This window comes from Capnocytophaga bilenii, from assembly GCF_017565765.1.
Taxonomy (GTDB): Bacteria; Bacteroidota; Bacteroidia; order Flavobacteriales; family Flavobacteriaceae; genus Capnocytophaga; species Capnocytophaga bilenii.
Map to the genome: position 1 here is coordinate 87610 of NZ_JAGDYP010000003.1, position 26487 is coordinate 114096.

21 protein-coding genes, 1 tRNA gene and 1 pseudogene are annotated in these 26487 nt (G+C 39.4%); 10 read left to right on the plus strand and 13 right to left on the minus strand.

The window, feature by feature from the left end:
• Positions 1 to 76: 76 nt before the first annotated feature.
• Complete coding sequence (locus J4N46_RS04710; RefSeq protein WP_208058356.1) at positions 77 to 880, minus strand: tyrosine-type recombinase/integrase; 804 nt, start codon at positions 878 to 880, stop codon at positions 77 to 79.
• A gap of 62 nt (positions 881 to 942) precedes the next feature.
• On the opposite strand from J4N46_RS04710, the pseudogene J4N46_RS13005 reads away from it, so the two are divergent.
• The 3 genes and pseudogenes from J4N46_RS13005 to J4N46_RS04720 all read left to right on the plus strand — a co-directional run.
• Positions 943 to 1155: pseudogene (locus J4N46_RS13005) on the plus strand (Eco57I restriction-modification methylase domain-containing protein); the annotation flags it as partial.
• A 42-nt stretch (positions 1156 to 1197) separates the two neighbouring features.
• Positions 1198 to 1953, plus strand: a complete 756-nt coding sequence (locus J4N46_RS04715; protein WP_236013709.1) for a hypothetical protein — start codon at positions 1198 to 1200, stop codon at positions 1951 to 1953.
• 98 nt (positions 1954 to 2051) lie between these two features.
• Positions 2052 to 3092 (plus strand): PDDEXK nuclease domain-containing protein, encoded by a 1041-nt coding sequence (locus tag J4N46_RS04720; RefSeq protein ID WP_208058357.1) that lies wholly within the window; start codon positions 2052 to 2054, stop codon positions 3090 to 3092.
• A gap of 41 nt (positions 3093 to 3133) precedes the next feature.
• Here J4N46_RS04720 and J4N46_RS04725 read toward each other — a convergent pair whose 3' ends face one another.
• The gene (locus tag J4N46_RS04725) at positions 3134 to 7027 is read right to left on the minus strand and encodes an Eco57I restriction-modification methylase domain-containing protein (RefSeq protein WP_236013718.1); all 3894 of its coding nucleotides are present in this window, start codon (positions 7025 to 7027) and stop codon (positions 3134 to 3136) included.
• Positions 7028 to 7063: 36 nt separating this feature from the next.
• On the opposite strand from J4N46_RS04725, the gene J4N46_RS04730 reads away from it, so the two are divergent.
• Positions 7064 to 8062, plus strand: a complete 999-nt coding sequence (locus J4N46_RS04730; protein ID WP_208058358.1) for a restriction endonuclease subunit M — start codon at positions 7064 to 7066, stop codon at positions 8060 to 8062.
• A 51-nt stretch (positions 8063 to 8113) separates the two neighbouring features.
• Here J4N46_RS04730 and J4N46_RS04735 read toward each other — a convergent pair whose 3' ends face one another.
• From J4N46_RS04735 to J4N46_RS04770, 8 genes are all read right to left on the minus strand, one after another.
• Positions 8114 to 9004, minus strand: a complete 891-nt coding sequence (locus J4N46_RS04735) for a histone deacetylase family protein (RefSeq protein ID WP_208058359.1) — start codon at positions 9002 to 9004, stop codon at positions 8114 to 8116.
• The gene (locus tag J4N46_RS04740; RefSeq protein WP_208058360.1) at positions 9004 to 9561 is read right to left on the minus strand and encodes an AAA family ATPase; all 558 of its coding nucleotides are present in this window, start codon (positions 9559 to 9561) and stop codon (positions 9004 to 9006) included. Before J4N46_RS04740 ends, J4N46_RS04735 begins: the two co-directional genes overlap by 1 nt.
• Positions 9516 to 10175, minus strand: coding sequence for a nicotinamide riboside transporter PnuC (pnuC, locus tag J4N46_RS04745; RefSeq protein WP_208058361.1), 660 nt, complete (start codon positions 10173 to 10175; stop codon positions 9516 to 9518). Before pnuC ends, J4N46_RS04740 begins: the two co-directional genes overlap by 46 nt.
• A gap of 15 nt (positions 10176 to 10190) precedes the next feature.
• A complete protein-coding gene (locus J4N46_RS04750) occupies positions 10191 to 10451 on the minus strand; it encodes a hypothetical protein (protein WP_208058362.1) in 261 nt (86 codons plus the stop codon).
• Between the two features lie 125 nt (positions 10452 to 10576).
• Positions 10577 to 10658: transfer RNA gene (locus tag J4N46_RS04755), tRNA-Leu, on the minus strand.
• Between the two features lie 221 nt (positions 10659 to 10879).
• On the minus strand, positions 10880 to 11752 hold the full coding sequence (locus J4N46_RS04760; RefSeq protein WP_208058363.1) for a hypothetical protein: 873 nt from the start codon (positions 11750 to 11752) through the stop codon (positions 10880 to 10882).
• A gap of 197 nt (positions 11753 to 11949) precedes the next feature.
• The gene (locus tag J4N46_RS04765; protein ID WP_208058364.1) at positions 11950 to 12879 is read right to left on the minus strand and encodes a hypothetical protein; all 930 of its coding nucleotides are present in this window, start codon (positions 12877 to 12879) and stop codon (positions 11950 to 11952) included.
• An 81-nt stretch (positions 12880 to 12960) separates the two neighbouring features.
• Positions 12961 to 13842 (minus strand): hypothetical protein, encoded by an 882-nt coding sequence (locus J4N46_RS04770; protein WP_208058365.1) that lies wholly within the window; start codon positions 13840 to 13842, stop codon positions 12961 to 12963.
• Between the two features lie 331 nt (positions 13843 to 14173).
• On the opposite strand from J4N46_RS04770, the gene J4N46_RS04775 reads away from it, so the two are divergent.
• From J4N46_RS04775 to purD, 6 genes are all read left to right on the plus strand, one after another.
• Entirely contained in the window at positions 14174 to 14689 is a 516-nt protein-coding gene (locus J4N46_RS04775; RefSeq protein ID WP_236013720.1) for a YfbM family protein, read from the plus strand.
• A 36-nt stretch (positions 14690 to 14725) separates the two neighbouring features.
• Entirely contained in the window at positions 14726 to 15304 is a 579-nt protein-coding gene (locus J4N46_RS04780) for a Uma2 family endonuclease (RefSeq protein ID WP_208058367.1), read from the plus strand.
• Between the two features lie 173 nt (positions 15305 to 15477).
• The gene (locus J4N46_RS04785) at positions 15478 to 15660 is read left to right on the plus strand and encodes a hypothetical protein (RefSeq protein ID WP_208058368.1); all 183 of its coding nucleotides are present in this window, start codon (positions 15478 to 15480) and stop codon (positions 15658 to 15660) included.
• A 12-nt stretch (positions 15661 to 15672) separates the two neighbouring features.
• Complete coding sequence (gene nadE, locus J4N46_RS04790) at positions 15673 to 16443, plus strand: NAD(+) synthase (RefSeq protein ID WP_009415115.1); 771 nt, start codon at positions 15673 to 15675, stop codon at positions 16441 to 16443.
• A gap of 45 nt (positions 16444 to 16488) precedes the next feature.
• The gene (locus J4N46_RS04795; protein ID WP_208058369.1) at positions 16489 to 18984 is read left to right on the plus strand and encodes a hypothetical protein; all 2496 of its coding nucleotides are present in this window, start codon (positions 16489 to 16491) and stop codon (positions 18982 to 18984) included.
• A gap of 20 nt (positions 18985 to 19004) precedes the next feature.
• Positions 19005 to 20279 carry a phosphoribosylamine--glycine ligase gene (gene purD, locus J4N46_RS04800; RefSeq protein ID WP_208058370.1) on the plus strand — a complete coding sequence of 425 codons (1275 nt, stop codon included), beginning with the start codon at positions 19005 to 19007 and terminating at the stop codon, positions 20277 to 20279.
• A 70-nt stretch (positions 20280 to 20349) separates the two neighbouring features.
• On the opposite strand, the gene J4N46_RS04805 is transcribed toward purD, so the two are convergent.
• From J4N46_RS04805 to J4N46_RS04815, 3 genes are all read right to left on the minus strand, one after another.
• A complete protein-coding gene (locus J4N46_RS04805) occupies positions 20350 to 21516 on the minus strand; it encodes a dicarboxylate/amino acid:cation symporter (protein WP_208058371.1) in 1167 nt (388 codons plus the stop codon).
• A 274-nt stretch (positions 21517 to 21790) separates the two neighbouring features.
• Positions 21791 to 23959 carry a glutamine synthetase III family protein gene (locus J4N46_RS04810; protein WP_208058372.1) on the minus strand — a complete coding sequence of 723 codons (2169 nt, stop codon included), beginning with the start codon at positions 23957 to 23959 and terminating at the stop codon, positions 21791 to 21793.
• A 1-nt stretch (position 23960) separates the two neighbouring features.
• On the minus strand, positions 23961 to 26465 hold the full coding sequence (locus J4N46_RS04815; protein ID WP_208058373.1) for a zinc-dependent metalloprotease: 2505 nt from the start codon (positions 26463 to 26465) through the stop codon (positions 23961 to 23963).
• Positions 26466 to 26487 lie beyond the last annotated feature (22 nt).

Consider the following 26487-nt stretch of genomic DNA (forward strand, 5'->3'; position numbering starts at 1 on the left):
TAATAAATTAAGTTAGTAACAATACTTTTAGTTTCAGCGAACAAAAGTACAAAATAATTTCTAAAAACTCACTATCTTACCAAGTGATAACTCTATCTACGATAGCTTGCTGCTCCGAAGCCGTTCTACGCAAATAGATACGAGTAGTCTCAATACTCTCGTGCCCCATAAGGTCTGCCAGAAGCGAAATATCATTAAAAGCCTCCAAGAAATTTTTGGCATATCTATGCCTAAATGAATGCGGATAAACCACTTGAGTATTCATACCATATTTCTCAGCAAAAGATTTAAGTTTTTGAGCAATACCACGCGTAGTAATACGTTCTCCTAAGCGATTAACGAAAAGATAGCCCGATGTTTTCTTTTGTGTTTTAAGCCATTGTGTAGCCTCATTGCGCAGTTGTTCAGGAATAAAAAGCCGCCTCACTTTGCCGCCCTTAGTATAAAGGTCAAAGTAACCAATCTGCACGTGTTCAGCTTTTATTTGGATAAGCTCACTAACCCTTGCACCGGTAGCTGCTAAAAAGCGCACCACGAAGTACCACATAGGGTTCTCTTCCTGTCGCAGTTGCTCTTTCAAGAAAAGGTAATCCGCCTGACTAATCACGTTTTCCAAATAAGTGCGCTGTTGTACTTTTACCGATTTAAGTCGAAGTTTAGGCTTACCGATATGTTCCAGAAATTTATTAAGAGCCTGAATGCGCAAGTTCACCGTTTTAGGTTTAAAATGCTCTATCAGGTAGTTTTTGTAGAACAAAAGGTTTTTCTTGTTGAAGGATTGGTATTTGCAGAGGAAGTCATTCACAGCAAATAGGTAGGCAGTAATTGTATTTTCAGCCATATTGCGCTCTTTAAGAGCCATTTCAAAGGTTGTAACCATATCGTTTTGTTTTTTATATATTAATGGGTACAATATAAGAAAAACTTGTTATAGACACTATTATAGGAAATCCACCCTATCAGGTAACTACAGAAAACACAAGCGATACCCCTGTTTACCACTTATTTATTGATTTAGCCTCAAAGCTTTCTCAGCGGGTATCTCTTATAACACCTGCACGTTATCTATTTAATGCTGGCAAAACCCCAGAAGATTGGAATACTAAAATACTAAATGATAAACATTTCAAAGTAGTTTGGTATAAAGCAAATAGTACAGATGTTTTCCCAAATGTAGATATAGAAGGAGGAATAGCTGTGATGTATAGAGATAGCAAACAGTGTTTTGAAAAAATAGGAACATTTACTGCCTATCCCCAACTTAATGAGATTGTGAACAAAGTTGAAACGCTTAGTAAAAAAGGAGCTTTTGCAAAATTGATATATGCCCCTGAAAGTTATCGTCTTTCTCAACAACTACACAAAGAACATCCTTGGGTAATAGAGCGTTTGAGCAAAGGGCATCCTTATGATATTACTACAAATATCTTTGAAAAGTTGCCTGAAATTTTTACAGAGAACATAAAAGGAGGATATTGTTTTTTTGGAAGATTAAAAAATGAACGTTGTTATCGATGGATTAAAAAAGAATATATTGTCTCTCACCCTAACTTAGAGAAGTTTAAAGTGATTGTACCAAAGAGCAATGGTTCAGGAGCTTTGGGAGGAGGGATAATTACTCCTATAATAGGAGAACCTATAATAGGAGAACCTCTAACTGGGAGTACGCAAACATTCATCAGTATTGGAGCATTTAATACTCGTGAAGAAGCTGAAGCCTGTCTGAAGTATGTGAAAACAAAGTTTGCCCGTACTATGTTAGGTGTCCTTAAGGCTACACAAGATAACAAAAAGAAAACTTGGAATAATGTTCCTCTGCAAGACTTTACTTCTTCAAGCGATATTGATTGGTCGCAAACCATTGAAGAAATTGATAAGCAACTTTATACTAAATATCACCTTTCAGAAGATGAAATCGCTTTTATCGAACGAATGATAAAGCCAATGGTTTAAAAACTAAAAATAGTATAGAGAGGAAAACTGTACGCTATTTTTGGTAATTCATCAATTATTGCTATTTTTGTACCTAAATATCAGTATCTAAAAAAATTATGAAAGATATTATAAATATCACCGACTATAAAGATTGGTTACAAAACCTAAAAGGGAAAATACAACAAAGCCAAATAAAAGCTGCTATTCAAGTAAATAGTGAGTTGTTACGCCTTTATTGGCAAATAGGGAAAGATATTGTAGAAAAACAAGCACAAGCTAAATGGGGAGATGGATTCTTGCAAACTCTTAGTGCTGATTTATGTAAGGAATTTCCTACAATGAAAGGTTTTTCATACAGAAACTTAAAATCAATACGACAATGGTATTTGTTTTATAGTCAGTTAGATATAATTGGGAAACAAGTTGTTTCCCAATTAGAAGTTTCTTTATTTAGCATTCCTTGGGGGCATCATATAATGATTATGCAACGTTGTAAGAATACTCAAGAAGCTCTTTTCTATGTACATAAAACGATAGAAAATCATTGGAGTCGTTCAGTATTAGAGCATCAAATAGCAATAAACTTATATGTTCGGCAAGGTAAAGCAATTACAAACTTTCAACATCAATTACCTCCTGCTATGTCTGATTTAGCTCAAGAACTCACAAAAGACCCTTATATTTTTGATTTTCTGTCGATAACAGAAAATTATACCGAGAAAGAGCTCCAACAATATTTGGAGGATAATGTGACAAAGTTTCTGTTAGAGTTGGGTAAAGGATTCTGTTTCTATGGAAAACAAGTGCATATAAACGTAGGTGGAGATGATTTTTATATTGATTTGCTTTTCTATAATGCTCATTTACATTGTTATGTAGTAGTAGAACTTAAAACTACAAAATTTAAGCCCGAACATATAGGACAACTGAAATTTTACGTTACAGCAGTAAATAAACAATTGTGTACCGAAGGTGATGCTCCCACTATCGGGCTATTAATCTGCAAAGACAAAAATAATGTAATAGCTGAATATACTTTAGAAGATATACACAACCCCATAGGAGTTTCGTCATATAAATTATTTGATGAACTTTCAAAAGATTATCAATCATCTTTACCCAGTATTGAAGAAATTGAAAAACGATTGTTAGATTAGAATAAATAGCGTACAGCAAGGAGCACTATACGCTATTTTTACTATTCCATAGGTCTTATCATTTTCTCAATATAGACTATTTCTTCAGGGGTAAGCCCATATTTCTTATATAGTTTTTCATCTGTCCATTCTTCATCAAAGTTTTGTTGAGGTACAAATTGATAAAACTCTTTGGTTGAGTGTTGGGTATTTTTCTTTAAAGTTAAGCAGAAATGTAGAAATTTAGTCCCTATATATTGCATTACATTCTCACACTGTTTTTTAGTAGCAAAAGGACCTATTACTAAGTAGGTTTCTGTGCAACAAGAATTAGGCTCCGCATAAATAGGATTAACTTTATCAGTCTTGCTATCTCCACTTCCTATGGCATAAGGAACTATTACCTTGTGTTCTTTTATCCAATGTTGATTTTTTAAAACTTCTTCCTTCTTAATATATCCAACTCCTCCATTTACATAGATTTTAATAGCTCCTTCAAATGGTTCACTTTCTCCTTTAAAATAGGTTCTTAATCCAAAAGGCTTTGCAGAACTCATCAATTCACTAAAACTTTTTTCATTAAAAGATTGTATTTTTCTCAGAATAGGAATAGCTTCATTATATCTGATAAAAACATCTGCATTATTTTCTTTAAGAGGGCGCTTCAATGCTGACACACAGACTCCATTTTCATAAGTTCTAATAAGACAATCTCCTTTATATTCCTTATCCCAAAGAAAATAATTAACACCTCCTTTGATTTCTATTGAAGGAAATATCTCTGAAGCATTGGGATAATCGTGTATTGCTTTTATTCGTTTATCTTTAAGCATTGCTTTGCGAAAATCATCTAACCCTTTGCCACCAGCGAACCACCTACTAGGGGTAATCATACTAATGTATTTAGGATTGAGTTTCATAGCTTGTTGAATAAACAACTGATAAATAGGCTTTGCACTAGCTTGTGCCCCTCCGTCCATTACCTGATAAGGTGGATTTCCTATAATAGTGTCTATCTTCATATATTCTTTATCGTTAAAATGCCAAAAGCGTTTGCCATCGTGTAGCATATTTACTACGCTTTCGGGCTGTTTACTAATGTTTTCTATAAGTTCAGGATAGTATTCTGCACGTACGGTAGTCTCTCTAAAGCCTGCCAATGTACGTTTGGTTATACTGCGTGCCATTGGGGTTTTACACACTACTAATATATTCTCTTCAAGGGTTGCATCCCATAATTGCAAGGCTAATTGCCTACCTACTTCCTCTCTGTACTTTTTCTTAGCTTCTTCTATACGAGAGCGATAGATATTATAGGCAGCATATAAAGGGTATAGCCCACTCTTCGAGTTGATTTCTAAAATCACATTCTTAGGGGTAAATACCTCCTCTGTTACCCCTTCTTGGGTTACATAGCGCGGCACATCTAAGGGCTGCTCAAAATTCTTATCCATAAAACAATAGCCTCCTAAGCAATCCGACAGATGCCTATTCACTACCCGCCAAGGAGTAAGTACTGTTTCTTTATCAGGATTGCGAAAAGTAGCAAAGATAGCCGCTATCCTACTAATACGCTCTTCTATGGTAAACTTATCAGCCATACGTGCCATTTCGCGTATACGCTTACCTGCCTCTCGAAAAATATCAGAGTCGTAATAACGCTTAAAGCGTCTAAAAACTTCTTTAGTTACCCCACGTGGCATAAACTCCTCCCACGAGGTGTCGTCTACTAATTTTTCAAAGTTGTCAAGGGTGAGTTCTTCGTCTTCATTAGTGATTTCAGCCCCGTAGAGTAAGAGCGGCATACGGATAGAAATACCGCGTAGTATGGCTATTGCTTCGCGTCTTTGGTCGCCAAGAGCTTTGAGTTGTTCTAAACGTTCGGCTTCTTCAGTAGTAAGGTCTTTTTTCTTTTTTTTCTCCAAACGTTCTTTTTCAGCGTGGAGTTCGTTGTTGAGCCCCTGTTTGTTAATATCAATATCTCCAGGACGGGGCATTGCTTTGGTTTTTCCGATAGTAGCCCTCAAATTGCTAAAATCTTTGAGTTCTACTTCGGTAAGTTTAAGCAGTTCGTCATTGTAGAGAGCTCCATCTTCAAAACCACATTGCACTACTTTTTCTATCTGCGCTCGTTTCAGTTGCCCGAGCATTGTTTTTACATCATAAGGCTTCATTTGGCTACCTTCAATAGCTATTATAGGGCAGAAGTTCAAAAAATCGCCTAATATTTTACGGTCTTCTTCAGTTTGTTTACCTGCTTTAGCCGATACTTTAGCACTTTCAGCTAATACACGTAATGTTCTGTCAGGAGCAAAATCAAAAGCATAACAATCGGTTTTCATTCGTCCATTGTGCGTGTAAGGTGTTTGCACACGGAAGATTGTTTGCATATAGCTCGCCGCTGAGGTACTATAAGCTCCTGCCATCATAAATACCCCCGTCCAAGGCTTGATACTCACCCCTGTAGTGAGTCGCCCACACGAAAGAGTAATAGTATAAGTTTGGTCAGAATCTTTTCCAATAGCTTTTTCTACTAAATCCAATGCATCTCTGCTTTCTTCTTCTTCATCGCCATCGCCTGCTACATTCACTACTTTGAAAGCCCCAAATATAGGATGATTCTGCAACTTAGCACTGAGGGATTTAGCGGCTTTTACCCCTGGCAATATCCAGAGCGTATGACGGAAAATCTTGCGAAAAGTATCATTAGCATAAGGGTAAAAACTCTCACTATCGTCACAAAGCAAAGTTAAAAAGCGGTCAATATCTTTGTCGTGTACAAAAGTACCATCTTCTCGGGTACGGAAGAACTCACGGAAGTTAAACGCTTTTTCATCATCGCTATACTCACTCATCAGCCTGCCCAAATCGTAGGTGTAAATATGAATAGCAGGTAGTGCAGCATAAGGATTAGTATCTCCCAAATGCGTAATTTCCCAATCTATCTTAGCTTTTTGCTCCATTACATAATCCCAGGTAAAGATTTCCTCTTCCTTGTGGTCATCAAGCAGATTGAAAGGAGTACCCGAAAGACGCAATATTTTAGTATTACTACCTCTTAGGTGCGCAATCACGGATTGTCCTAATTCAGTTTGAGTACCTTCGTGTGCCTCATCTACTATCAAAAAGTCCCAAGTAGTAGAGAAAAGTTCATTGTTTTTATCAAATTTACCACCAACTTCTTTAGAGCCCCGCATATCTTGCATCGAGGCAAAATACACATAATTACCCCCTTCGTTTGCAAGTTTTTCCAATGAAGCAAAATCATTTTCTCCTTTAGCTTTAGAACCATAGTAATAATTAGGACTATCATAGAAGATTTTCCTGAAATCTTCATACCAACCCGCATCTACTACTGGTCGGTGGGTTACGATAAGGGTACGCTTCATTTGTAAGTTTTTAGCTACTTGTAGCGCACAGAGTGTTTTCCCAAAGCGCATTTTAGCATTCCATAGCATCTGCGCCCCTTTTTTAAACTGCTTTTCAGTACGTTCTATAGCATCAGCTTGCTCGGGGCGAAAAATGATAGGGTTTTCAGTAGTGCTAATATCCTCCGTTTTTAGACTTTTTCTACCTTGTTTTACAGCAGCAATAGCTTTTATAGCCGTTGCCAGGTCGCAACAGTACCATTCAGTAGCCCCTTTGAAAGCCTTTTTCTTTACTCCAGAACGTTCTAATACAGAGTGAACCTCCTTATCATTAAAGAGACCTATCTTTCCCTCACGAGAAAACAGAGTGAGTTCAGTGTGTAACAATTGGTAACTGATACCGGCGGTTTGGGTATATTGCTTAATACGGTTATGAGCGGCATTATTTAGTTCTTTGCAATTAGCCTCGGGCAATCCATTACCGTTAAAAGTAGTTTCACCTATCTTTACGCAGTCGCTATGAGCTTCATCGGCAATGGTAAAGATATAAATTAAGCGAGGTTTTAGAGAAAGTTCAAATGTAGCCATATTAGGTATAATTTATATTATAGGAAATACCGAATAATGGCTAATGATATAGATATAAGCGAAAATGAACTTCTTCAACAATCAAAAGAAGTTCTTGAGCTTTTGTTAAAAGACCACACTACTCAAAAAAATATTTTTTGGGCAACCAATAGTTATGCAGTTTATGGTGAAGGATATACTTTTTTTGAGGCTATTACCATAGAACGAATTACAGGAGAAAAAGGATTAATGATACGCCCAAGAGCTGCTAAATCTAAAGGAGAACAAACAGAACGTACCAAAGGAATGGCAGAAGTGTTTACCCCCTCGTGGGTGTGCAATGCTCAAAATAATTTAGTAGACGAAGCGTGGTTTGGGCGTAAAGATGTTTTTAATATTGAAGATACCGATAAACATACTTGGAAATCTGTAGAGACTCCTATTGCTTTTCCTGAAGGGAAAACGTGGAAAGATTACGTGCGCGCTACCCGAATAGAGTTAAGTTGCGGAGAGGCACCATACTTGGCAAGTCGTTACGATACTACAACGGGAACATTTATTCCTCTTGAACAACGTATTGGAATGTTAGACCGAAAACTTAGGGTAATTTCTGAAAACACTACCTCTTCAGGCGAATGGCTTGAAATGGCACAAGAGGCTTATAAAAACATTTACGGATTTGAATGGCAAGGTGATAACCTACTATTAGCTCGGGAATCATTATTAGTTTCATTTATAGAGTATTACGAAGCTAAGTTTGGTAAGCGTCCTTTAGAAAAATCTATTAAATATATTGCCTACATTATTTCTTGGAACTTATGGCAAATGGACGGACTTAAAGGAGTTATACCTTGTAGTTGTAAGCATAACATTACAGAAATGGGATTTGACATATACGGACAACAAGAAAAAAGAAGAATTACTTGTAACGGTTGTCAAAAAGAAATATTTAAGGAACATAATGGTATTTACTGCCAGATAAGAGACTGGGGTAACAAAGATCCTGATACTAGTAAAAATAACCGAAAAATAAGATTTGTTGATTTGATTAAATAATATAAATTATCGGTGCAAATATAGTAATAATTAATGAATTACGCCTGCCTTTTACTCGCTTACGGCAAAAGTATTGCTATGTGCACGGAGGATGTGCCTTAGCTGGGGCGAATAGCCTCCGCCCATAGCGCACTGCACGGGCAACTGATGTACCTTGCACTGCTGGAAAACAAACTTGTCGCGCTCGGCACAGCCTTCAACACTAAGGGATAGCTTGCCGAGCTTGTCGGTGGCTAATACATCTACCCCCGACTGGTAGAACACAAACTGCGGCTGATGCTGTGCTATCAGCTGGGGTAAGGTATCTTGCAAAATGCGCAAATATACCTCATCGGTAGTGCCGTTGGGTAGGGGGATATCAAGAGAAGATTGTTCTTTTTGGAAAGGATAATTGTGCTGGGCGTGCATTGAAAAGGTAAACACGCGGGGGTCATTAGCGAAGATTTGGGCAGTGCCATTGCCCTGATGTACATCTAAATCGACTATTAGGATACGCTGCACCGCCGTATGTGCTAACAAATAGCCTGCTGCTACGGCTTGGTCGTTCAGCATACAGAAGCCTTCACCTCTATCAGAAAAAGCGTGGTGTGTGCCTCCGGCTATATTAAAAGCCACTTGCTGGTGTTGCAGTGCCCAAAGTGCCCCATCGATAGTGCCTTGTACGAGAGTGAGTTCGCGCTCTACGAGTTGCTCATTTTGCACAAACCCTATGGGCAGCGCTTCTTGGTGGGTGAGTTGCAGATGAATAAAACGATGTACGTAATCGGGGTAATGTACTAAGCAGAGGCTTTGAGGGCTTGCTTTTTGGGGTGTATGAAAATCCGTAGGCTGGGCAATGCCTTCGTACAGCAATTGTTGCGGCAGGAGGGCGTATTTGAGCATCGGGAAGCGATGGTTATCGGGTACGGGGTGATTGTATATAGGGTGATAAGCAATATACATTACAAAGAAGGCATTTCGAGGTGCATATTTACGACTTCCATACGCTCTTGAAGGTCTCCTTTCAGAACGGTGTAGGGGAAGCCGTATTCGAGTAGTTTTTGTTGGAAGAAATCGAATATTTCGGCGCGGTTGTGAGGGCGGTCGCGCAGGTCATCGGCTACCCAAGGGGTATCTATATACGTAAGAAAAATATGCTGATAGTGTGTAGTTTCCAAAGCACGCTCTATGGGTGCTGGGCATCTGTTGTAATAGTAATGGGCATAGATAGCGAGCTCTATAAGGCAAGTATCGCAAAAGAGGTAATGGTGTGCTTTTGCAGCAGCCTCTGCTTCCAATTGTAGTTGCCCTTTGGCTATAGGCAGCAAATCTGCCCAAGTGCAGGTTTGCTTGAAGATATCCCATTTTTGTTGCAGATAGAGGCGCATATACTCTGGCACCCATTGGGTGTTGTGGTACTGAGCCAGCTGCTCGCTAAGGGTTGTTTTACCGGTACTTTCGGGACCTACAAAAGCTACTTTGATAAGCTCATTAGTTCCTGTTGTAATTTTCGTCTCCATTCTAAATATCCCATTATTGCAATGATTGTAAATAATAAATACTGAAATGAGGTGAATACCATTCCTTTTATGTAGTATAGCGGTATAGAAATGAGGTCGCCTACAATCCAGAAAATCCAGTTTTCAATTTTTCGTTTAGCCATTAACCACATTCCTACAAGGAAGATAGCGGTAGTAAAAACATCTACGTATTCTGTAGGCAAAAAATTGTGAAAGCCGAGTGTAACGCCTTGCAAACTAAAGTCGTTCTTGATAAATGGCTTGAGGTAGTAAATGCTGATAACGAAAGCGAAACTAAAGACGGCGAGTAGAGCAGCTGTTTTCCAATCGGCGGGGGTAGTACGGCTGATAGTGATAATGTTATCTTTTGCATTGCGCGCCCAAAGTACCCAGCCGTAAATACTCATAATAGTATAATACACATTGATGAGCATATCGCCCCAGAGCACATAGTGCCATAGCAGGTATACAAACAGCATTGTGCTGATGATACCTGTGGGATAGACCCATATATTTCCTTTTCTGGCATACCATACACTTAGGAAGCCAAAGATAACGCCTATAATTTCGAGTACTACCAAGTGGGTAGGTACTCCATCGTATTGGTTGAACACAATTAAAGAATTATTTTAGAAAAAAGGCACGTAATCCTGCCTGTTTGATTTTACAATTTTCACGTACAGCAATCCGTTGTCAATAAGCTCAAGAGCTTCTTCCATTTCGGCAGTGAGCAGTTGCATTACTTTGTGGTATTCGCCATATACTTGGGTACTTAGAGGGTTTTCTTTTACTACAAACCCTGATGTGCGTAGTTTTTTGATAAAGCGAATGATGTGCTCTTCAAAGTCGTCCTGTAGCGGACTAAAGGTTAGTTCTACTGATATATCCATTTTTTAGTTGTTAGGTATACGAGCCGTACGGGCACGTTGGTTATTGTTATAATTTTATTGTCTACAATTTTGCAAAGTGAGTAATAAAAAAACCTTAATTCAGTAGTGAATTAAGGTTTTAACAGTGCGGGTGAAGGGACTCGAACCCCCACGCCGTGAAGCACTAGATCCTAAGTCTAGCGTGTCTACCAATTTCACCACACCCGCAGATGATGAACTTTCAATGATTGACGGTGCAAAGGTACAACATTTTTTTAAACTTGCAAGTTTTTTGTCAATTTTTTTTTAATTTAGTCGTTAGTCCGAAGTCGTTAGTCATTAGGTGCGAGCCGCACGTGCAGAGATGCAAAGCGTTGCTTACTAACGACTATAGACTAACAACTATAGACTAACGACTAAATATAGAGTAGTATTTTCTAATATATTTTTTAGTAGTAAAGCGTTTGTGTAGCGGTACGCCCATCTATTGCTTTGATAACTACTTGTGTAGGTTTATTTACCGTATTATACTTGTATTCACTCACTATAGGAGATGTCTTAGGAAGATACTTTTGGGCTACATTTTCAAATCTTTTGTTATAAAATAGCTTTACGTGGTGGAAGCTGGTCATTACTACTGTAGGAGCAATAAATTTGAATGCACCGCGCCCATTGTAGTTTACTCCTTCGGTATAAGTATATTCCTGAATATAGCTATTGTAATTATAGCTTGCCACATTACCTTTAGCATCAAAAGTATACACTTCGGTAGCGGTACCTGTAGGTTTTATCTCGGTAGAAGTAACAGTATTCCCTGCATAAGCATAGGTAACGGTAGCCACTTCGGTAGTACTTGCTTCTACTTGTTGGCTAATTCTGCTCTCAGCATCATAGGTAAAAGTACTTGTAACTACACTTACTCCTCCATAAGAAGAGGTAATGTACAAAGTGCGTTCCACTTGTTTTTTGTCGTTATACGAAAGTTCTAATACAACGGGAGCTGTAGCTCCTGATTTTAGCTCGGATATTTTGGTAAGGTAGTTGTCGGTATTATAGGTGAAAGTAGTGGTTGTAATTCCACCAAAAGGATTTACATAAACCACCTCTCTTAACAAACGATCGGTTACCGAATGGGTAATTGTAGTGGTTCCCCACGATTCTTCAAGGGCTATTGTTTTGGGATAGTCGAAATCTACAATATAAGGGTTTGTTTCCACTTGTGGAGCTGGTGCTGGGGCAGGCTGTTGAGGTTCTTCTTTGTTGTCTTTTTTGCAGGCTACGATAGCAAGCGCAGCTACTGCGATTAATAAAAGCTTCTTCATTGTAATATAAATTAAAAAGTTATCAGTTGTTAGTAGGAAATCGCTAGTATTTATGTTATGTTAGAGTATATTAGTCGTTAGTCTGAAGTCATTAGGTGCGAGCCGCACGTGCAGAGATGCAAAGCGTTGCTTACTAACGACTAATGACTGAAGACTAACGACTAAATATAGAGTAGTATTTTTCTAATATATTTTTTTTAGTAGCTATATTCTACTGTTTGCGTAGCTACTTGAGTTTGAGGGTTACGAGGGTCTCCGTAAGTACTTTTAGATACTTCTACCGTTTTCTTTACATAGTCATTGGCTGTATACTCATAGTTTACAACTGTAGGAGTAAAAGTACCTACTTTAGTAGTAGTACGATAGTTTTTACCATAGTCAGGGCGAGGCAAACCATAGTACCCAGATATCAAACGAGAAAATTCATTATTTTTATAATTTTTCTTGTTGTCATAGGTATGGATGGTCGCTTGATTATTTTTTTTATCGTCCATCCTTACTACATTATTATTGGCATCAAAAGTATATTCATCTTCAGAATACACACTATTATCTTCGTGGTCAATCACTTTTTCAATAACTTTATTGCCGCTGTAAGTAAGGTTGTAAGTCATATCTGACCAAGCATCTTTCCTATGAATGCTTTTTACTTTCCCGTCATCATAGTAAGTGTAAGTGATAGTAGCCACACTGCCGTTATCATATGTTTCTAATATTTTATCCACTTTACCATCTACATAAAGGAACTCCTTTTTGCTAGTTATTTTGTTTTGGAGTAAATCGGTAGTAACGATAGTAGCTACTGCTCCTTTAGCATCGTATGACAAAACAACTTTTTCATTAGTTAATAAGTTAGACTGATTTGTCCATTTAGCAACAGTAGTATACTCAGTAATAAGTTTTTTAGGACTTATGGTATAAGTAACTGTGGTGACTTGATTATTACCTCTATTAGTACTATCTTCTCTTGTAGTTACTATTGTTTTAGGATAGGTAATATCTCCTAATGAGTGTGTGGCTTCAGCTTCAGGTGCTGGTGCTGGCACAGGCTGTTGAGGCTCGTCTTTGTCTTTTTTGCAGGCTACGATAGCAAGCGCAGCTACTGCGATTAATAAAATTCTCTTCATTGTATAGTATTTAATTAATTAAAAAAAAATGATTCTTTTTATTCGTTAGTCATTAGTCGTTAGTAAACTCGTGCCTAACGACTAATATTTATATATTATTTTCTCTCCTGTAGGTTGTTTAACAATTTCAAGTGGTTTGTTTCCGTTTTTAGTAATAACCCGATCAAAGAAAAGATATTTTTTACGTACATTTTTTGACTGATTTGCAAAAATGTTTTCTTCTGCAACGAAACTAATATCACTATCGTGACCACGTACATTTACTTTTGCTAAGTCGGTTAACAAGATATAAGGATTGCTAAGGTCATTCACTACCGTAGTGTCATACTCATAAGTTTGTGTAGCTCCATTGTAATTTACCGCTACTACATTGTCATCTTTATAGCCATAAGCACAAGTGGTTGTAGCATTACCATCGTAATTTTTCACAGTGAGTGTAGTAGTACCATAATCAAAGGTAATAACTGATGGCATCACATTGAAATGATTGCCCACCCCTGGGTTTTCTTTTTTGGTAATACGCCCTTTGTCATCAGTAGTAATAATAAAGGTATCTGGCTGACTGCTACCTGTTTTATAAGTGATTTTGGTAAGCTTATTGTTTTCATATACAAAAGAGTACAATTCATCAAGCCCTCTACTACTATCTTGCAAGCGATAGGTTTTTAGGTTTTTACCGTTATACTCTAATGTGTGAGTAACTGTATTTTGCGAATTTTGTTCTACCCAACTTTTTAATACGTTGTTTTCTACATTATAAGTAGTAGTAGCTACAGCACCTGTAAGACTTGTTCTGATGATTTGCTTTACAAATCCTGCAGGTACGGGGGTAGGTTGTTCGGTTTGGGTACCGCCACCGCCGTTGTTGCCATTACCTCCGTTAGGAGCTACGGGCTCGTTTTTGTCTTTTTTGCAGGCTACGATAGCAAGCGCAGCTACTGCTATTAACAAGAGTTTTTTCATAAGAAAATGAGTATTTAATTATTACGGCGCAAAGATAGTGTTTATCTTTTATACTACCTGTTAAACAAAAGTTAAAATTGTCTTTTTAATAGTTGAGGGGATTTTGAATTTTGAATTGGGGTTTATCCTTCGCTCATCCTTCGCTCATCTTTCGTCACATACTCAGCTGCGCCAGCTCGCTGACTTTCCTTCGCTGAAGCTTCGGTAATTTTGAATTGTGAATTTTGAATTTTGAATTGGGGGGTTCAAAAATTAATCATTAAACATTCAATCAATTAATAATTATTTTGTATCTTTGTGCTTTCAATACTAAAATAATAACATTATGGGTATGGTTATGAACTTCCTCCGCGTACCTAAAGCGGAGTTTGATAAGTATCTAAAAGAACCTGAGGCTCTTGAAGAAGACCTTCAGGCAATTTTTGAGGCTGAAGAGTCTAATGAGCGTTTGTTTGATGTAGACAAGGCGTGGAGCGGCATTATGTATTTGCTTACGGGTTTCGCTTTCGTGTGTGGTTACGAAGAAGACGATGACGATGATGTGTCGCGTGTTTTTTTTAGCGGGCAGCTTTTTGATGAGGAGTCTAACCTCTACGGATATGGTCCTGCTCACTATATTACCCCTGTGCAAGTGGCTGCCCTCAGTAAGCGACTTGGCTCTATTACCGAAGCTAAGCTAAGAGAAAACTACAATCAGGAAGAAATGGCTGCCGATGAGGAACTTTATCCTTCATTGGAATGGGACGAAGATGATTTTGCTTATCTGAAGTCTCATTTTGAGAACCTACAGCATTTCTTTGCCGCAGCTGCCCAAAACGGTGATGCTATAGTTAGTTTTCTATCGTAAAGGGGGTACCTAACATCATTTTCAAATTGAACACTAATGGAAGTTACTAATATCAATCAGTTAGACCTCGTAAATGGACTTTATACGTATGCTGATTATTTCCTTTGGAAAATAGAAGAGCGGATAGAGTTGCTGAAAGGGAAGATTTTTAAGATGAGTCCTGCCCCTGCGATACCTCACCAGAGGGTATCTCGCAAGTTGTCGGGCGAACTTTATAATTTCTTCAAAGGAAAGACTTGCGAACTATTTGCTGCTCCTTTTGATGTGGTACTTCCTAATGCAGAAGGCAAAGAAGATAGTGTTGTACAGCCCGACTTGTGTGTGGTATGCGACCCTGAGAAATTAGCCGATGGCAAACGTTGCTTAGGTGCTCCTGATTTGGTTGTTGAAATACTTTCGGCAGGCAACGCACAGCGCGATTTGAGCGATAAGTTTTGCTTGTATGAAGAAGCAGGAGTAGCGGAATATTGGATAGTGCGCCCTTCTAATAAAGAGGTGAATATCTTTGTATTAGACAATGGCAAATATCGCGGGCTTGCGCCTATTGTAGAGGACGGGGTGATTACCTCTGTAAAATTTCCAACCCTTAGAATAAACACTAATGATATTTTTTAAATACAACATTAGAAATTTCCTATATTTCAAATAGTTAGTGTTTTTTCTGCTAAAAAAAACATATAAAATTTTGTAGTTATAAAAATATATTGTATTTTTGCCCTGATAGTACACACCACGCTTCCTCTTTGATAGCGTACCAGGGTGTGTCTTTTTTTTAATATATATTCAAAATGTTTCAAAAACCAGCTACAACCATTGATTGGCAAATTGAAAAACTCATAGAAAGAGGTTTACAAATAGAAAATAAATTCACAATACAATTAGCAAATTTATTTGAAAAATATCCTAATGTAGATATAAATGCTTTAGGAATAAAACCTAATTGGAAAAACGAACCTCTTTGGTTAGTATAAAATATAAATCGTATGGAAAAAATAGCTTCTCAAATCACTCATTGGATAAAAACCTATGCCGAAAACGCTCGCGTAAAGGGCTTAGTAATAGGTGTATCGGGTGGGGTGGACTCGGCGGTGGTCTCTACTCTCTGTGCGCGTACGGGCTTGCCTACTCTCTGCCTCGAAATGCCTATACACCAAGCGGCGACTCACGTGAGCAGGTCGCAAGAGCATATTAACTTTTTACGGCAACACTTCGCTAATGTAACGGCTCTTTCGGTTGATCTTACGCCTACTTTTGATACCTTAGTAGCTGCCTTGCCGCCTACGGAAGCCTCAACTCGCGAAATGGCTTTGGCTAATACTCGTGCGCGCTTGCGAATGACGACTCTTTACTACTTTGCGGGTTTAGAAGGTAGATTGGTAGTGGGCACGGGCAATAAGATAGAGGATTTTGGGGTAGGGTTCTTTACCAAATACGGTGATGGGGGCGTAGATATCAGTCCTATAGCCGACTTGATGAAGAGTGAGGTTTATCAGCTGGGGGCATATCTTGGCATTCCTGCTTCGATATTGCAAGCTAAACCTTCAGATGGCTTGTTTGGCGATGACCGCAGCGATGAAGACCAGCTAAAAGCTACTTATGACGAGCTGGAATGGGCTATGTTGCAAACCGAACAGGGGCATACCGCTGAAGCCTTCACAGGCAGAGAGCGCGAAGTATTTGAGATATACACCCGCCTAAATCGTGCTAACCAACACAAAATGCAACCGATACCTATTTGTAAAATTAGCCGATAAGAAAATTAGTAAATTTGCTAATTGATAAATTAACAGATTGATAAAATGTATTATAACAACATACGAGAAGAAGAACTTAAAAACAAAGTAGCTGCCGAATGGTTTGGCAACTTTGATACTACACAAATCATCGGAAATATTGACTTTTCAGTTTTTCCTGAAAAGGACAATATCTTCCATTCTATTCCTTTGCTATGGGCAGAGGCAAAAAAAGGTGATTATGATGTAGTAACAATGTTTGTGCAGCTTGTTCTTACTATTGGCAAGGCACGCACCTATACACGTATGTTGCCGCCTGCATTTTTAGGTGCTTTTGATGGCTGCAAGTTTGCTTTTGTACCATACAGCCGTATAGAAGATATTTTTTCTATTAATGATTTCAATTGGAATGTAACCCCTTCTGACCACCAAAGCAAGGAGTTTGACCTTATCAAGCAACGTATAGAAGCCGACCTAAAGCAAAATGCTTATATTTTCAATTTTGAGAAAGACGCTAAAGAGATCCGCTTTTTCATTAGTCATAATCTTGCTAATGCAACTGACAAGGCTAAGCAAACTATCAATAAAAATAATTTTCTCTCTATTTACTTACGATGGTTAGAGGTAATAAAACCTATCATTGATACTGATTGGGAAGCACTCAAGAAAAATAATATTTTAGACTGCGATTTCTATCTTGCCGACCTCTTTGTAGACGACAAAGGTACAGAAACTATTAGCGATGATACAGCTATCTATGAAAATCTCTTTGTACTCTTTGAAAATCAGGGTTATAAAATACCAAAGAAGAATTTAAATAATGTGTTATTTGATGCCACTGTTACCATAAAAGACAAAACTACATATCAGAACTTTTGGAAGCTCTATAAGCGTCCTCCACACTCTGATTACCACGATTATATCATAGAGCGGCGGGAATTATTAGTACCGCAGGACATACGTGAGCGTAAAGGGGCTTTCTTTACACCTCGCCAATGGGTTGCTCTATCCCAACAATATCTTACTGATTATTTAGGAGAAAATTGGCAAGATGAATATTATGTATGGGATTGTGCGGCAGGTACAGGTAACCTATTAGCGGGGCTTACAAACAAATATCACCTTTTTGCTTCAACCCTTGACCAAGCCGATGTAAATGTAATGTATGAACGCATACAACACGGAGCCATTTTAAAAGAAGAACACGTTTTTCAGTTTGACTTTCTCAACGATGAGTTTATACCCAAAAAACAAGGAGGTAAGCTACCCGATGCTCTATTTGATATTATTAGTAATGACGAAAAGCGCAAAAAATTAGTAGTGTATATCAATCCTCCTTATGCGGAGGCTGGAAATGCAAAACAAACTGTAGGAACTGGTAAAAACAAAACAGGAACTTCAACAGATACTGTTATACACAGTAGATATATAAAAGAAATTGGTATGGCAGGGAGAGAACTTTTTGCCCAGTTTCTAATACGAATTTACAAAGAAATCCCTAATTGTAAAATTGCAAATTTTTCAAAGTTGAAAAATTTGCAAGGTACTGCCTTTGAGGATTTCAGAAAACAGTTTCGAGCGAAGCTCGAAAAAATTTTTATCGTTCCAGCCGACACTTTCGACAATGTATCTGGAAAATTCCCAATTAGTTTTCAAATATGGGATAGTGAAAAAAAAGAAGATTTCAAGGATATTATAGTCGATATGTATGATAGAAAAGGACATCTTTTTAGTGAGAAAAAAATTAGTGCTCCAAAAATATCTATTACTAAATGGATTACAGAATTCCCTGTAAACCCTAAGACTCCAAATATACCTACAATAGGTTACACGGGAAATCACGGGCCTGACTATCAAAATAATATTAAACTTTCTATTGAAAGTACACAAGCTATTTCAGAAAAAGGAACTCTTGAAAACAAATCAAAATATTCTATTCATAAAGATACCTTAATTCCTTTGTCTATCTATTTTTCTGTTAGACTTTGTATCCCTGCTGAATGGCATAACGACCGTGATCAGTTTCTCTACCCTAATGACAATTGGAAGCAAGATAAAGAATTTCAAGGTGATTGCCTTACCTTTACACTATTCCACGGACAAAATAGAATAAGCAGTAAGGAGGGCGAAAACCACTGGATACCCTTCACTGAAGAAGAGGTGGATGCTCCTACCCTATTCAGCAGTCATTTTATGACTGATTTTATAAGAGGAGACATTAAACCTACTTCGCCACCCCAAGAAATTAACCTATTTATGGTAGTAATAGCGGAACCCAAAGAAGTGTATGGTTCGCTATTCCGCTTTTCCAATAGAGCAAAAGCTGTATTTGATGCAGGGCGACAGTTATGGAAATACTATTTCAGACAGCCTAATGCCGATGCAAACGCTTCGCTATACGATATACGTGAGTACTTCCAAGGGCGTAATAACAAGGGGAAAATGAATAACAAAAGTACTGATAAAACCTATAACATGCTCATAACACAGTTGCGAGAGGCTCTTAGCCTTTTGGCTAAACAAATAGAACCTAAAGTATACGAATATGGATTTTTACTATAATTTTTTATAAATCGACAAGAATGAACATACTGATTCTTGGCTCTGGCGGTCGCGAACACGCCTTTGCCGTAAAACTACACAGCAGTCCGCTTTGCGACCAGCTTTACATCGCCCCTGGGAATGGGGGTACTCACTCCATAGCTACTAATGTGGCTATCAACGCTACCGACTTTTCGGCTCTGAAAGCCTTTGTACTCGAAAAAGAGATTGCAATGCTGGTAGTAGGTCCTGAAGACCCTTTGGTGAAGGGTGTGTACGATTTCTTCATAAACGACAAAGAACTCGCTCACGTGCAAATAATAGGCCCTTCACAACGTGGGGCTACTCTGGAAGGCAGCAAGGAGTTTGCCAAAGAGTTTATGGTGCGCCATAATATTCCTACGGCTAAATATGCGAGTTTTACTAAGGAAACTGTTGAGGAGGGTTGTGCGTTCCTCAGTACAATGAAAGCTCCTTACGTGCTTAAAGCTGACGGATTGGCTGCAGGCAAAGGGGTAGTAATTCTCGAAGATCTAGAAGAAGCACAAGCCGAACTACGCCGTATGCTTATTGATGCTAAATTTGGGCAAGCCAGCACCAAAGTTGTAATTGAAGAGTTCCTCAAAGGTATAGAGCTTAGCTGCTTTGTACTGACCGATGGGAAAGACTACAAAATATTGCCTACCGCTAAAGATTACAAGCGTATTGGTGAAGGCGACACTGGGCTCAACACCGGTGGTATGGGAGCGGTTTCGCCGGTGCCTTTTGCCGATGCTGCTTTTATGCAGAAGATAGAAGAACGCATCGTAAAACCTACTATCAACGGACTACAAGCAGAGGGCATCGTTTATAAAGGGTTTGTATTTATCGGACTTATAAAAGTGGATGGTGAGCCTTACGTGATAGAATACAACGTGCGTATGGGCGACCCCGAAACGGAAGTGGTATTGCCCCGCATAGAAAGCGACTTAGTACCGCTATTTCAGTCGCTTTACAACGGCACTTTGGCTTCACAAGAACTAAAAGTAACCCCAGAAAGCGCTACTACCGTAGTAATGGTATCGGGGGGGTATCCTGAAGAGTACGAAAAAGGAAAGGTTATCAGTGGTACTGAACTGGTAACTAAAAGTACTGTATATCACGCAGGTACTACGCTGAAAGGCGAGCAACTGCTTACCAATGGCGGTAGGGTACTAGCAATTACCTCATTGGGTAATACTTTCCAAGAGGCTTTGGCTACAAGTTATGAAAGCATCAGCAAGATAGCGTTTCAGGGGGCTTACTTCCGAAGAGATATAGGAAAGGATTTGGCTTAGTAATTAAACCTCAAGTAATAACAAAAAAACTGCCCCGTAAGGCAGTTTTTTATTGCTAACAACTAACAACTTAATCCTTTGTTTTAGCTATTTTATCAATAATAAGAGCAACAGCACCATCACCTGTTACGTTGCAAGCAGTACCAAAGCTATCCATAGCAATGTAAAGAGCAACCATCAGTCCTTGTAGTTTTTCATCAAAACCTAATATAGAATTAAGTATACCCAAAGCTGCCATAATTGCACCTCCTGGTACACCTGGTGCGGCTACCATTATCACACTTAGCATCAGTATAAAGCCTGCAAAGAGTTCAAAGTTATAAGGCATTCCTTGTAGCATCATCAGGGCAAGGGCACAAGCAGTGATTTTCATCGTACTACCCGATAAATGGATAGTAGCGCATAGAGGGATTACAAAGCCTGCGATGCGTTGTGAGATGTTCATCTTTAGGGCTTGGCGTAGCGATACAGGAATAGTAGCTGCCGAAGAGGAAGTACCCAAAGCAGTAGCATAGGCAGGTAGCATTGTAAGCAAAGCCTTGAAAGGATTGCGTCCTGCTACACCTCCTGCGATAACATACTGTATAAGCAATAGCACTATGTGCATTATAAATAATATCACTATGAGCTTGAAGAATACACTGATAATAGATACTACTTGTCCTGAGAAAGTAATTTCGGCAAAGATAGCTAATATATAATAAGGAAGCACAGGGATAATGGCTTTGGTAATGAGCCATTTCACAATGTCTCCAAATTCTTTTACTACAGAATTAAGAGTTGATTCTTCACGGAATGAGAGCCCTATCCCTACGATAAATGAGAATAGCAAAGCGGTCATCACGCTCGTGATAGGGGGCATATCTAAAGAGAAATAGGGGGTGAGAGTAGAGGCTTGTTGCTCTTCGAGTACTTTGAGCTGTTCGCCTTGTAGTAGAGACGGGAATAGTGCATCGCTCACAAAATAGGTAGAGAACCCTGAGAAGAGCGTGAAGGCATAAGCGATAGCTACCGTTATAAGTAGCAATTTACCTGAGTTTTTACCCAAGTCGCTAATAGCAGGCATAATAAGTCCCATCATAATGAGAGGAATTGTAAAGCCTAAAAAATTACCAAAAAGCCCCTTGAAAGTGAGGAGCAATCGGTTGAGCCATTCAATGTTAAAAATACCGATGACGATACCGATGACGATACCACAAAACACTTTGAACAGCAAACTGTTAAGGATTCTTTTCATTAGTTATCTACTTTTTATAGTTAAACAATGGGGCAAAGATACAAAATAATGTTTAATAATCAACGATTAATGATTAATTCTTCACACTTTTACAATAAAATCAGACAAGAAACTTGCCTAATAATAGTACTTATTAGGTATAATGGACAAAAACGTTGTTTTATTTCATCGGGAAATCCCTAATAGGGTAAGCGCAATTATAACCTGTTGATAATAAACGTTGTTTTATTTCATCGGGAAATCCCTGATAGGTAATCAATCACAATAAAAAATACTAACTCATTAGCTCGCGGTATTTAGTGAGTGTCCAGAGTTCGTCATCTACCATCATTTCGAGCTTGTCGCAGTGGTAGCGTATTTCATCAAAGAAAGGTTTTACTTCGTGACAATAGCTATGGGCTTTTTCTTCAAAATTAGGCAAGTGGTTTGCCCGCTTACGCGCTTCTATCATCGCATCGGTTTTGCTGTGAATGACCTTGATGTGTTCAGAAATATGGCGTATAAGCTCCAACTGCTCGGCAGCTACCTCTTGATAGCTTTCTCCAAAAATCTCTTTCAGCCCCTTTACGTTTTCAATAAGCGTATTTTGATAGCGAACCGCTGTTGGTACAATATGATTACGAGCAATATCACCCAACACGCGCGATTCTATCTGCACCGTTTTTACGTATTCTTCTAAAGCTATTTCGTAGCGCGCCATTAGCTCTACACGATTAAGCACGCCCATTTCTTCAAAAAGAGCAATAGCTTTTTCAGTAATGTTTTCTTTGAGAGCTTCGGGAGTTGTTTTATGGTTAGAAAGTCCGCGTTTTGCAGCCTCATCTTCCCATTGCTTGCTATAGCCATCACCCTCAAAGCGTATTTTTTTAGATGTTTTGATATAACTACGCAACACTTTGAAGATGGCATCTTCTTTCTTCATTCCTTTAGCTATGAGCGCATCCACTTCTTTTTTGAAGTTGGTAAGCTGTTTTGCTACGATAGTATTGAGCACCATCATAGGTCTGCCACAATTAGCTTTTGAACCTACTGCACGAAACTCAAATTTATTACCTGTAAAGGCAAAAGGCGAAGTGCGATTGCGGTCAGTAGTATCCAAGAAAAGGTCGGGTATTTTGCCTACCACATTCAGCTTAAGGTCTGTTTTTTCTTCTTGCGAAAGTTCTTCAGAAGCCACTTCTAAGGCATCGAGTACCTTGGTGAGTTGCTCACCTATAAATACAGATACAATAGCAGGAGGAGCCTCGTTAGCGCCCAAGCGATAGTCATTGGTAGCCGAAGCTACTGAGGCACGCAATAGGGGTTCGTATTGGCAAACAGCCTTGATAGTACAAATGAAAAAAGTAAGAAACTGTAGGTTCTTAATAGGGGTACGACTGGGAGCAAGTAGGTTTATACCCGTATCAGTAGCCAACGACCAATTGTTATGCTTACCCGAACCATTAACGCCTGCAAATGGCTTTTCGTGAAATAGCACTACAAAGCTATGGCGGTCGGCAACCTTGCGCATCACGTCCATCAGCAGCGCATTTTGGTCTACCGCAAGGTTAGTTTCTTCAAAAATAGGAGCAAACTCAAATTGGTGAGGTGCTACCTCATTATGGCGTGTTTTCAGAGGAATACCAAGCAGCAAGCACTCGTGTTCCAAATCGCGCATATAGCTAAGCACGCGCTCGGGTATCGAGCCGAAGTAGTGGTCGTCTAACTGTTGCCCTTTAGCTGCCTGATGCCCCAAAAGAGTACGCCCTGCAATCATCAAGTCGGGACGAGAGTAAGCAAGGGTTTTATCTACCAGAAAGTATTCTTGTTCCCAGCCAAGCGTAGCGGTTACCTTATTTACGTTTTTATCGAAATAGCGCGCCACCTCAGTAGCAGCTGTATCTATAGCCGTAAGTGCCTTTAGCAAAGGCGTTTTATTGTCTAAAGCCTCACCCGTATACGAAATGAATATGGTAGGGATACAAAGGGTAGTCCCATACACAAAAGGCGGCGAAGTAGGATCCCAAGCGGTGTAGCCGCGTGCCTCAAAGGTATTGCGAATACCTCCATTAGGGAAGCTTGATGCATCCGATTCTTGTTGCACGAGTTGCCCCCCTCCAAAACGTTCTATAGCTCTATCGCGACTTACTGGCTCAAAAAAAGCATCGTGTTTTTCGGCAGTGCCGCCCGTAAGAGGCTGAAACCAATGCGTATAGTGGGTAGCCCCTTTGCTAATCGCCCAGTCGCGCATCGCCGCCGCCACTTGGTCGGCTACGCGGCGGTCTATCTTTTCGCCATAGCGAATAGCATTCATCACACTTTCAAAAGCCTCTCGCGTCATCGCTTGGCGCATAGCGGCTTCGTTAAATACATTTACGGCAAATAGCTCTGAGCGTTTGCCATTTTCGGCTACCGCTATAGGCTGGCGGCGCTGACTTTCGGTTAGGGCATTGAATCGTAACATATTATTTCTTAGGATCTTTTATACGTTCTATTTCTTTGAGAAGTTGTTGGTAATGAAGCTTGTTTAGGGGCTGAGCCTCTTGTTGCTGTGCTGTTTTCAAATAATCAGCTATCTTGTCCAAATGTTGTAACGCATATAAGCGTACATCCAAATTGCCCACTGCGGTACTCGATACCGAAGCCGCTCCGTTGCTATTAGTAGCAGTTGCAGCCTGCTCTTTAGGATTGATAAGATCATCTATTTTTGCCAAATAAGAGCGTTGTAACCCGCGCCTCAAAGCATTTTGCTGGGCTTCGCTGTTGTTTAATGGTTTCCAAACAGCCGCAAAAACATCAGCGAGATATTCATCTAAAAGGTAAGCCTTGGGCGAAGCTAAACTTTGCGTATAGAGCTTGTAAAGCACCACATTATTGAGCATGACATTTAGAGCATTGTTTTGCATATCAGCAATTTCCTTTTCTACATTACTGCCTATCTTATTAGTGATAGCCTGCGGATAAAGCCACAAGGGGGCTTCAAAAAGTTGTGCATCTACGTAAGCGATTGCTTCTTTTACAACTTCTTTAGGTACAGGCTGATACACCTCAGCACTACCTATCACCCCTATATAGCGACTACCGATGTGCTTAAGTACGTGATTCAAGTATCTATTGTATTGCAACACTGCCGACTTGTGCATACTGCTTAAGTAGTCGTATTTGTCATTAGGTTCTTTCATCCACTGGTGAAGGTTGCTCACTACATAGCGGAGATTTTTCAGCGCATAGGTATTGGCTTTCATTACATTGTCCGACAAGTCTTCCGTTTGCGCTCGTGGGTCTTCGCCACGCCCTTCGCCACCAAACCACAAATGAGGATTAGCCGTAAGGCGCTGGGTAGTAGTAGCCGCTAAGGCTTCTTGCTCGGCAAATTCATTTTTATACCGATTTCCGTAATAGCGATACCCCCATTCTATAGCCCACTTATCGTAGTCGCCTATACGCGGATAAAGTCCTTTAGTACCAATGTTGTCTTCGGGCTGGGCTACGTAGTTGAAGCGAGCATAATCCATTATAGATACGGTATGCCCGTGTGCCTCTACCCATTTTTTATCGCGAAGTTTCTCTACAGGTGTTTGGCTGCTTGCCCCCATATTGTGGCGCAAACCAAGACAATGCCCTATTTCGTGCGATGATACAAACCTAATAAGGTCGCCCATTAGAGCTTCGTCTAGCTTCAAGTTGCGCGCGCGTTTATCTACCGCACCCACTTGTATCAAATACCACTCTTGCAGTAGTTTCATCACATTGTGATACCACCCCACGTGGCACTCTATAATCTCCCCACTGCGTGGGTCGGCAATATTAGGACCATAAGCATTGCTGATTTCAGAAGGAAGATAACGTATTACGTTGAAGCGCGCATCTTCCAAACTCATCGCAGGGTCGTTAGGCCACTCTTTGGCTACAATGGCATTCTTAAAACCAGCCTTTTCAAAGGCTACATTCCAATCATTTACGCCCAGTATAAGGTACTTTTGCCATTGTTTAGGAGTAGCAGGGTCTATATAAAAAATGATTTGTTTTTTAGGTTCTACAAGCTGACCGCTAAGGTATTTATTCACATCTTCTTTGCGTGGTTCTAAGCGGAAACGATGTATATAACTTTCTGTTTGTGTGCGCTGTTGGTCATCGGCAAATTTGATAAAGCGCGTAGCAAAGAAGCCCACTCTGCTGTCAAAAAGGCGTTTTTGCATAGGCACTTTGGGCAAAAGTACTATTGAGGTGTTGAGTTCAAAAGAAATAGCCCCTACCCTATTGGCATCGGGTATGTTACTAGGCGAGGCACCATACGTTTTTAGGGTCTGCACCTCCACATTCATCGGATAGGCACGCAAGTCGTCTACAAACGATTGAGCCGCTACAATAGCACCTATCTTTTTATCAGTTTTAAGTTTTGCGAGCAAGCCCGTAACACTATTATCCTGCTTAAAAAAATCTGTAACCTCTATCAACTGATTTTTGTTCTGCGGATTCCTACCAATTACGTTGAAAGTAGCTACCACAGGATTGCTGCTCGAATTCGTTACTGCGGTGTAGATGTTATTGGTGCTGTCGGCTACTTGCGTATTGAGGTAAGAACGCAAGATAAGAGTTTTTTCGTTTTTTTGCTGAAAGAAGAGAGTTTGCTCGTTAATCTTTTCGCCGGCATACATCCCAAACTGCTGCGGAGCTGTTTTAAGCCTTGTAACGCATAATAAGTAGCGATTTAGCAGACTATCGGCTACCTCAAAGTACCATTTATCGTCTATTTTTCTTACGGTAAACAGCCCATTGCGTTCCAATCCCCCTTTTTTTATCAGTTTAGCGTACTCTTCGGCACGTTTTTCTTCAGGAGTTTTTTCAGGTTTTTCAGTAGTATCAGTTTTAGTTGCACCTTTAGCAATGGTATCTTTCACCGCAGGAGTTTGCTGCGCAAAAGAAAACATCGCAAAAGATAAAAAGAGAGTGGTTAAATATTTTTTCATTTCAAACAAAATAGTTAAATGG

Coding starts and splice junctions, on each gene's coding strand:
- J4N46_RS04775 (WP_236013720.1), top strand. CDS start 14,174: ATGGTTATGAACTTCCTCCGCGTACCTAAAGCGGAGTTTGATAAGTAT.
- J4N46_RS04735 (WP_208058359.1), bottom strand. CDS start 9,004: ATGTATATTGCTTATCACCCTATATACAATCACCCCGTACCCGATAAC.
- J4N46_RS04765 (WP_208058364.1), bottom strand. CDS start 12,879: ATGAAGAGAATTTTATTAATCGCAGTAGCTGCGCTTGCTATCGTAGCC.
- J4N46_RS04750 (WP_208058362.1), bottom strand. CDS start 10,451: ATGGATATATCAGTAGAACTAACCTTTAGTCCGCTACAGGACGACTTT.
- J4N46_RS04710 (WP_208058356.1), bottom strand. CDS start 880: ATGGTTACAACCTTTGAAATGGCTCTTAAAGAGCGCAATATGGCTGAA.
- J4N46_RS04795 (WP_208058369.1), top strand. CDS start 16,489: ATGTATTATAACAACATACGAGAAGAAGAACTTAAAAACAAAGTAGCT.
- J4N46_RS04805 (WP_208058371.1), bottom strand. CDS start 21,516: ATGAAAAGAATCCTTAACAGTTTGCTGTTCAAAGTGTTTTGTGGTATC.
- J4N46_RS04730 (WP_208058358.1), top strand. CDS start 7,064: ATGGCTAATGATATAGATATAAGCGAAAATGAACTTCTTCAACAATCA.
- J4N46_RS04725 (WP_236013718.1), bottom strand. CDS start 7,027: ATGGCTACATTTGAACTTTCTCTAAAACCTCGCTTAATTTATATCTTT.
- J4N46_RS04815 (WP_208058373.1), bottom strand. CDS start 26,465: ATGAAAAAATATTTAACCACTCTCTTTTTATCTTTTGCGATGTTTTCT.
- J4N46_RS04740 (WP_208058360.1), bottom strand. CDS start 9,561: ATGGAGACGAAAATTACAACAGGAACTAATGAGCTTATCAAAGTAGCT.
- purD (WP_208058370.1), top strand. CDS start 19,005: ATGAACATACTGATTCTTGGCTCTGGCGGTCGCGAACACGCCTTTGCC.
- J4N46_RS04770 (WP_208058365.1), bottom strand. CDS start 13,842: ATGAAAAAACTCTTGTTAATAGCAGTAGCTGCGCTTGCTATCGTAGCC.
- J4N46_RS04720 (WP_208058357.1), top strand. CDS start 2,052: ATGAAAGATATTATAAATATCACCGACTATAAAGATTGGTTACAAAAC.
- J4N46_RS04780 (WP_208058367.1), top strand. CDS start 14,726: ATGGAAGTTACTAATATCAATCAGTTAGACCTCGTAAATGGACTTTAT.
- J4N46_RS04785 (WP_208058368.1), top strand. CDS start 15,478: ATGTTTCAAAAACCAGCTACAACCATTGATTGGCAAATTGAAAAACTC.
- J4N46_RS04760 (WP_208058363.1), bottom strand. CDS start 11,752: ATGAAGAAGCTTTTATTAATCGCAGTAGCTGCGCTTGCTATCGTAGCC.
- J4N46_RS04810 (WP_208058372.1), bottom strand. CDS start 23,959: ATGTTACGATTCAATGCCCTAACCGAAAGTCAGCGCCGCCAGCCTATA.
- nadE (WP_009415115.1), top strand. CDS start 15,673: ATGGAAAAAATAGCTTCTCAAATCACTCATTGGATAAAAACCTATGCC.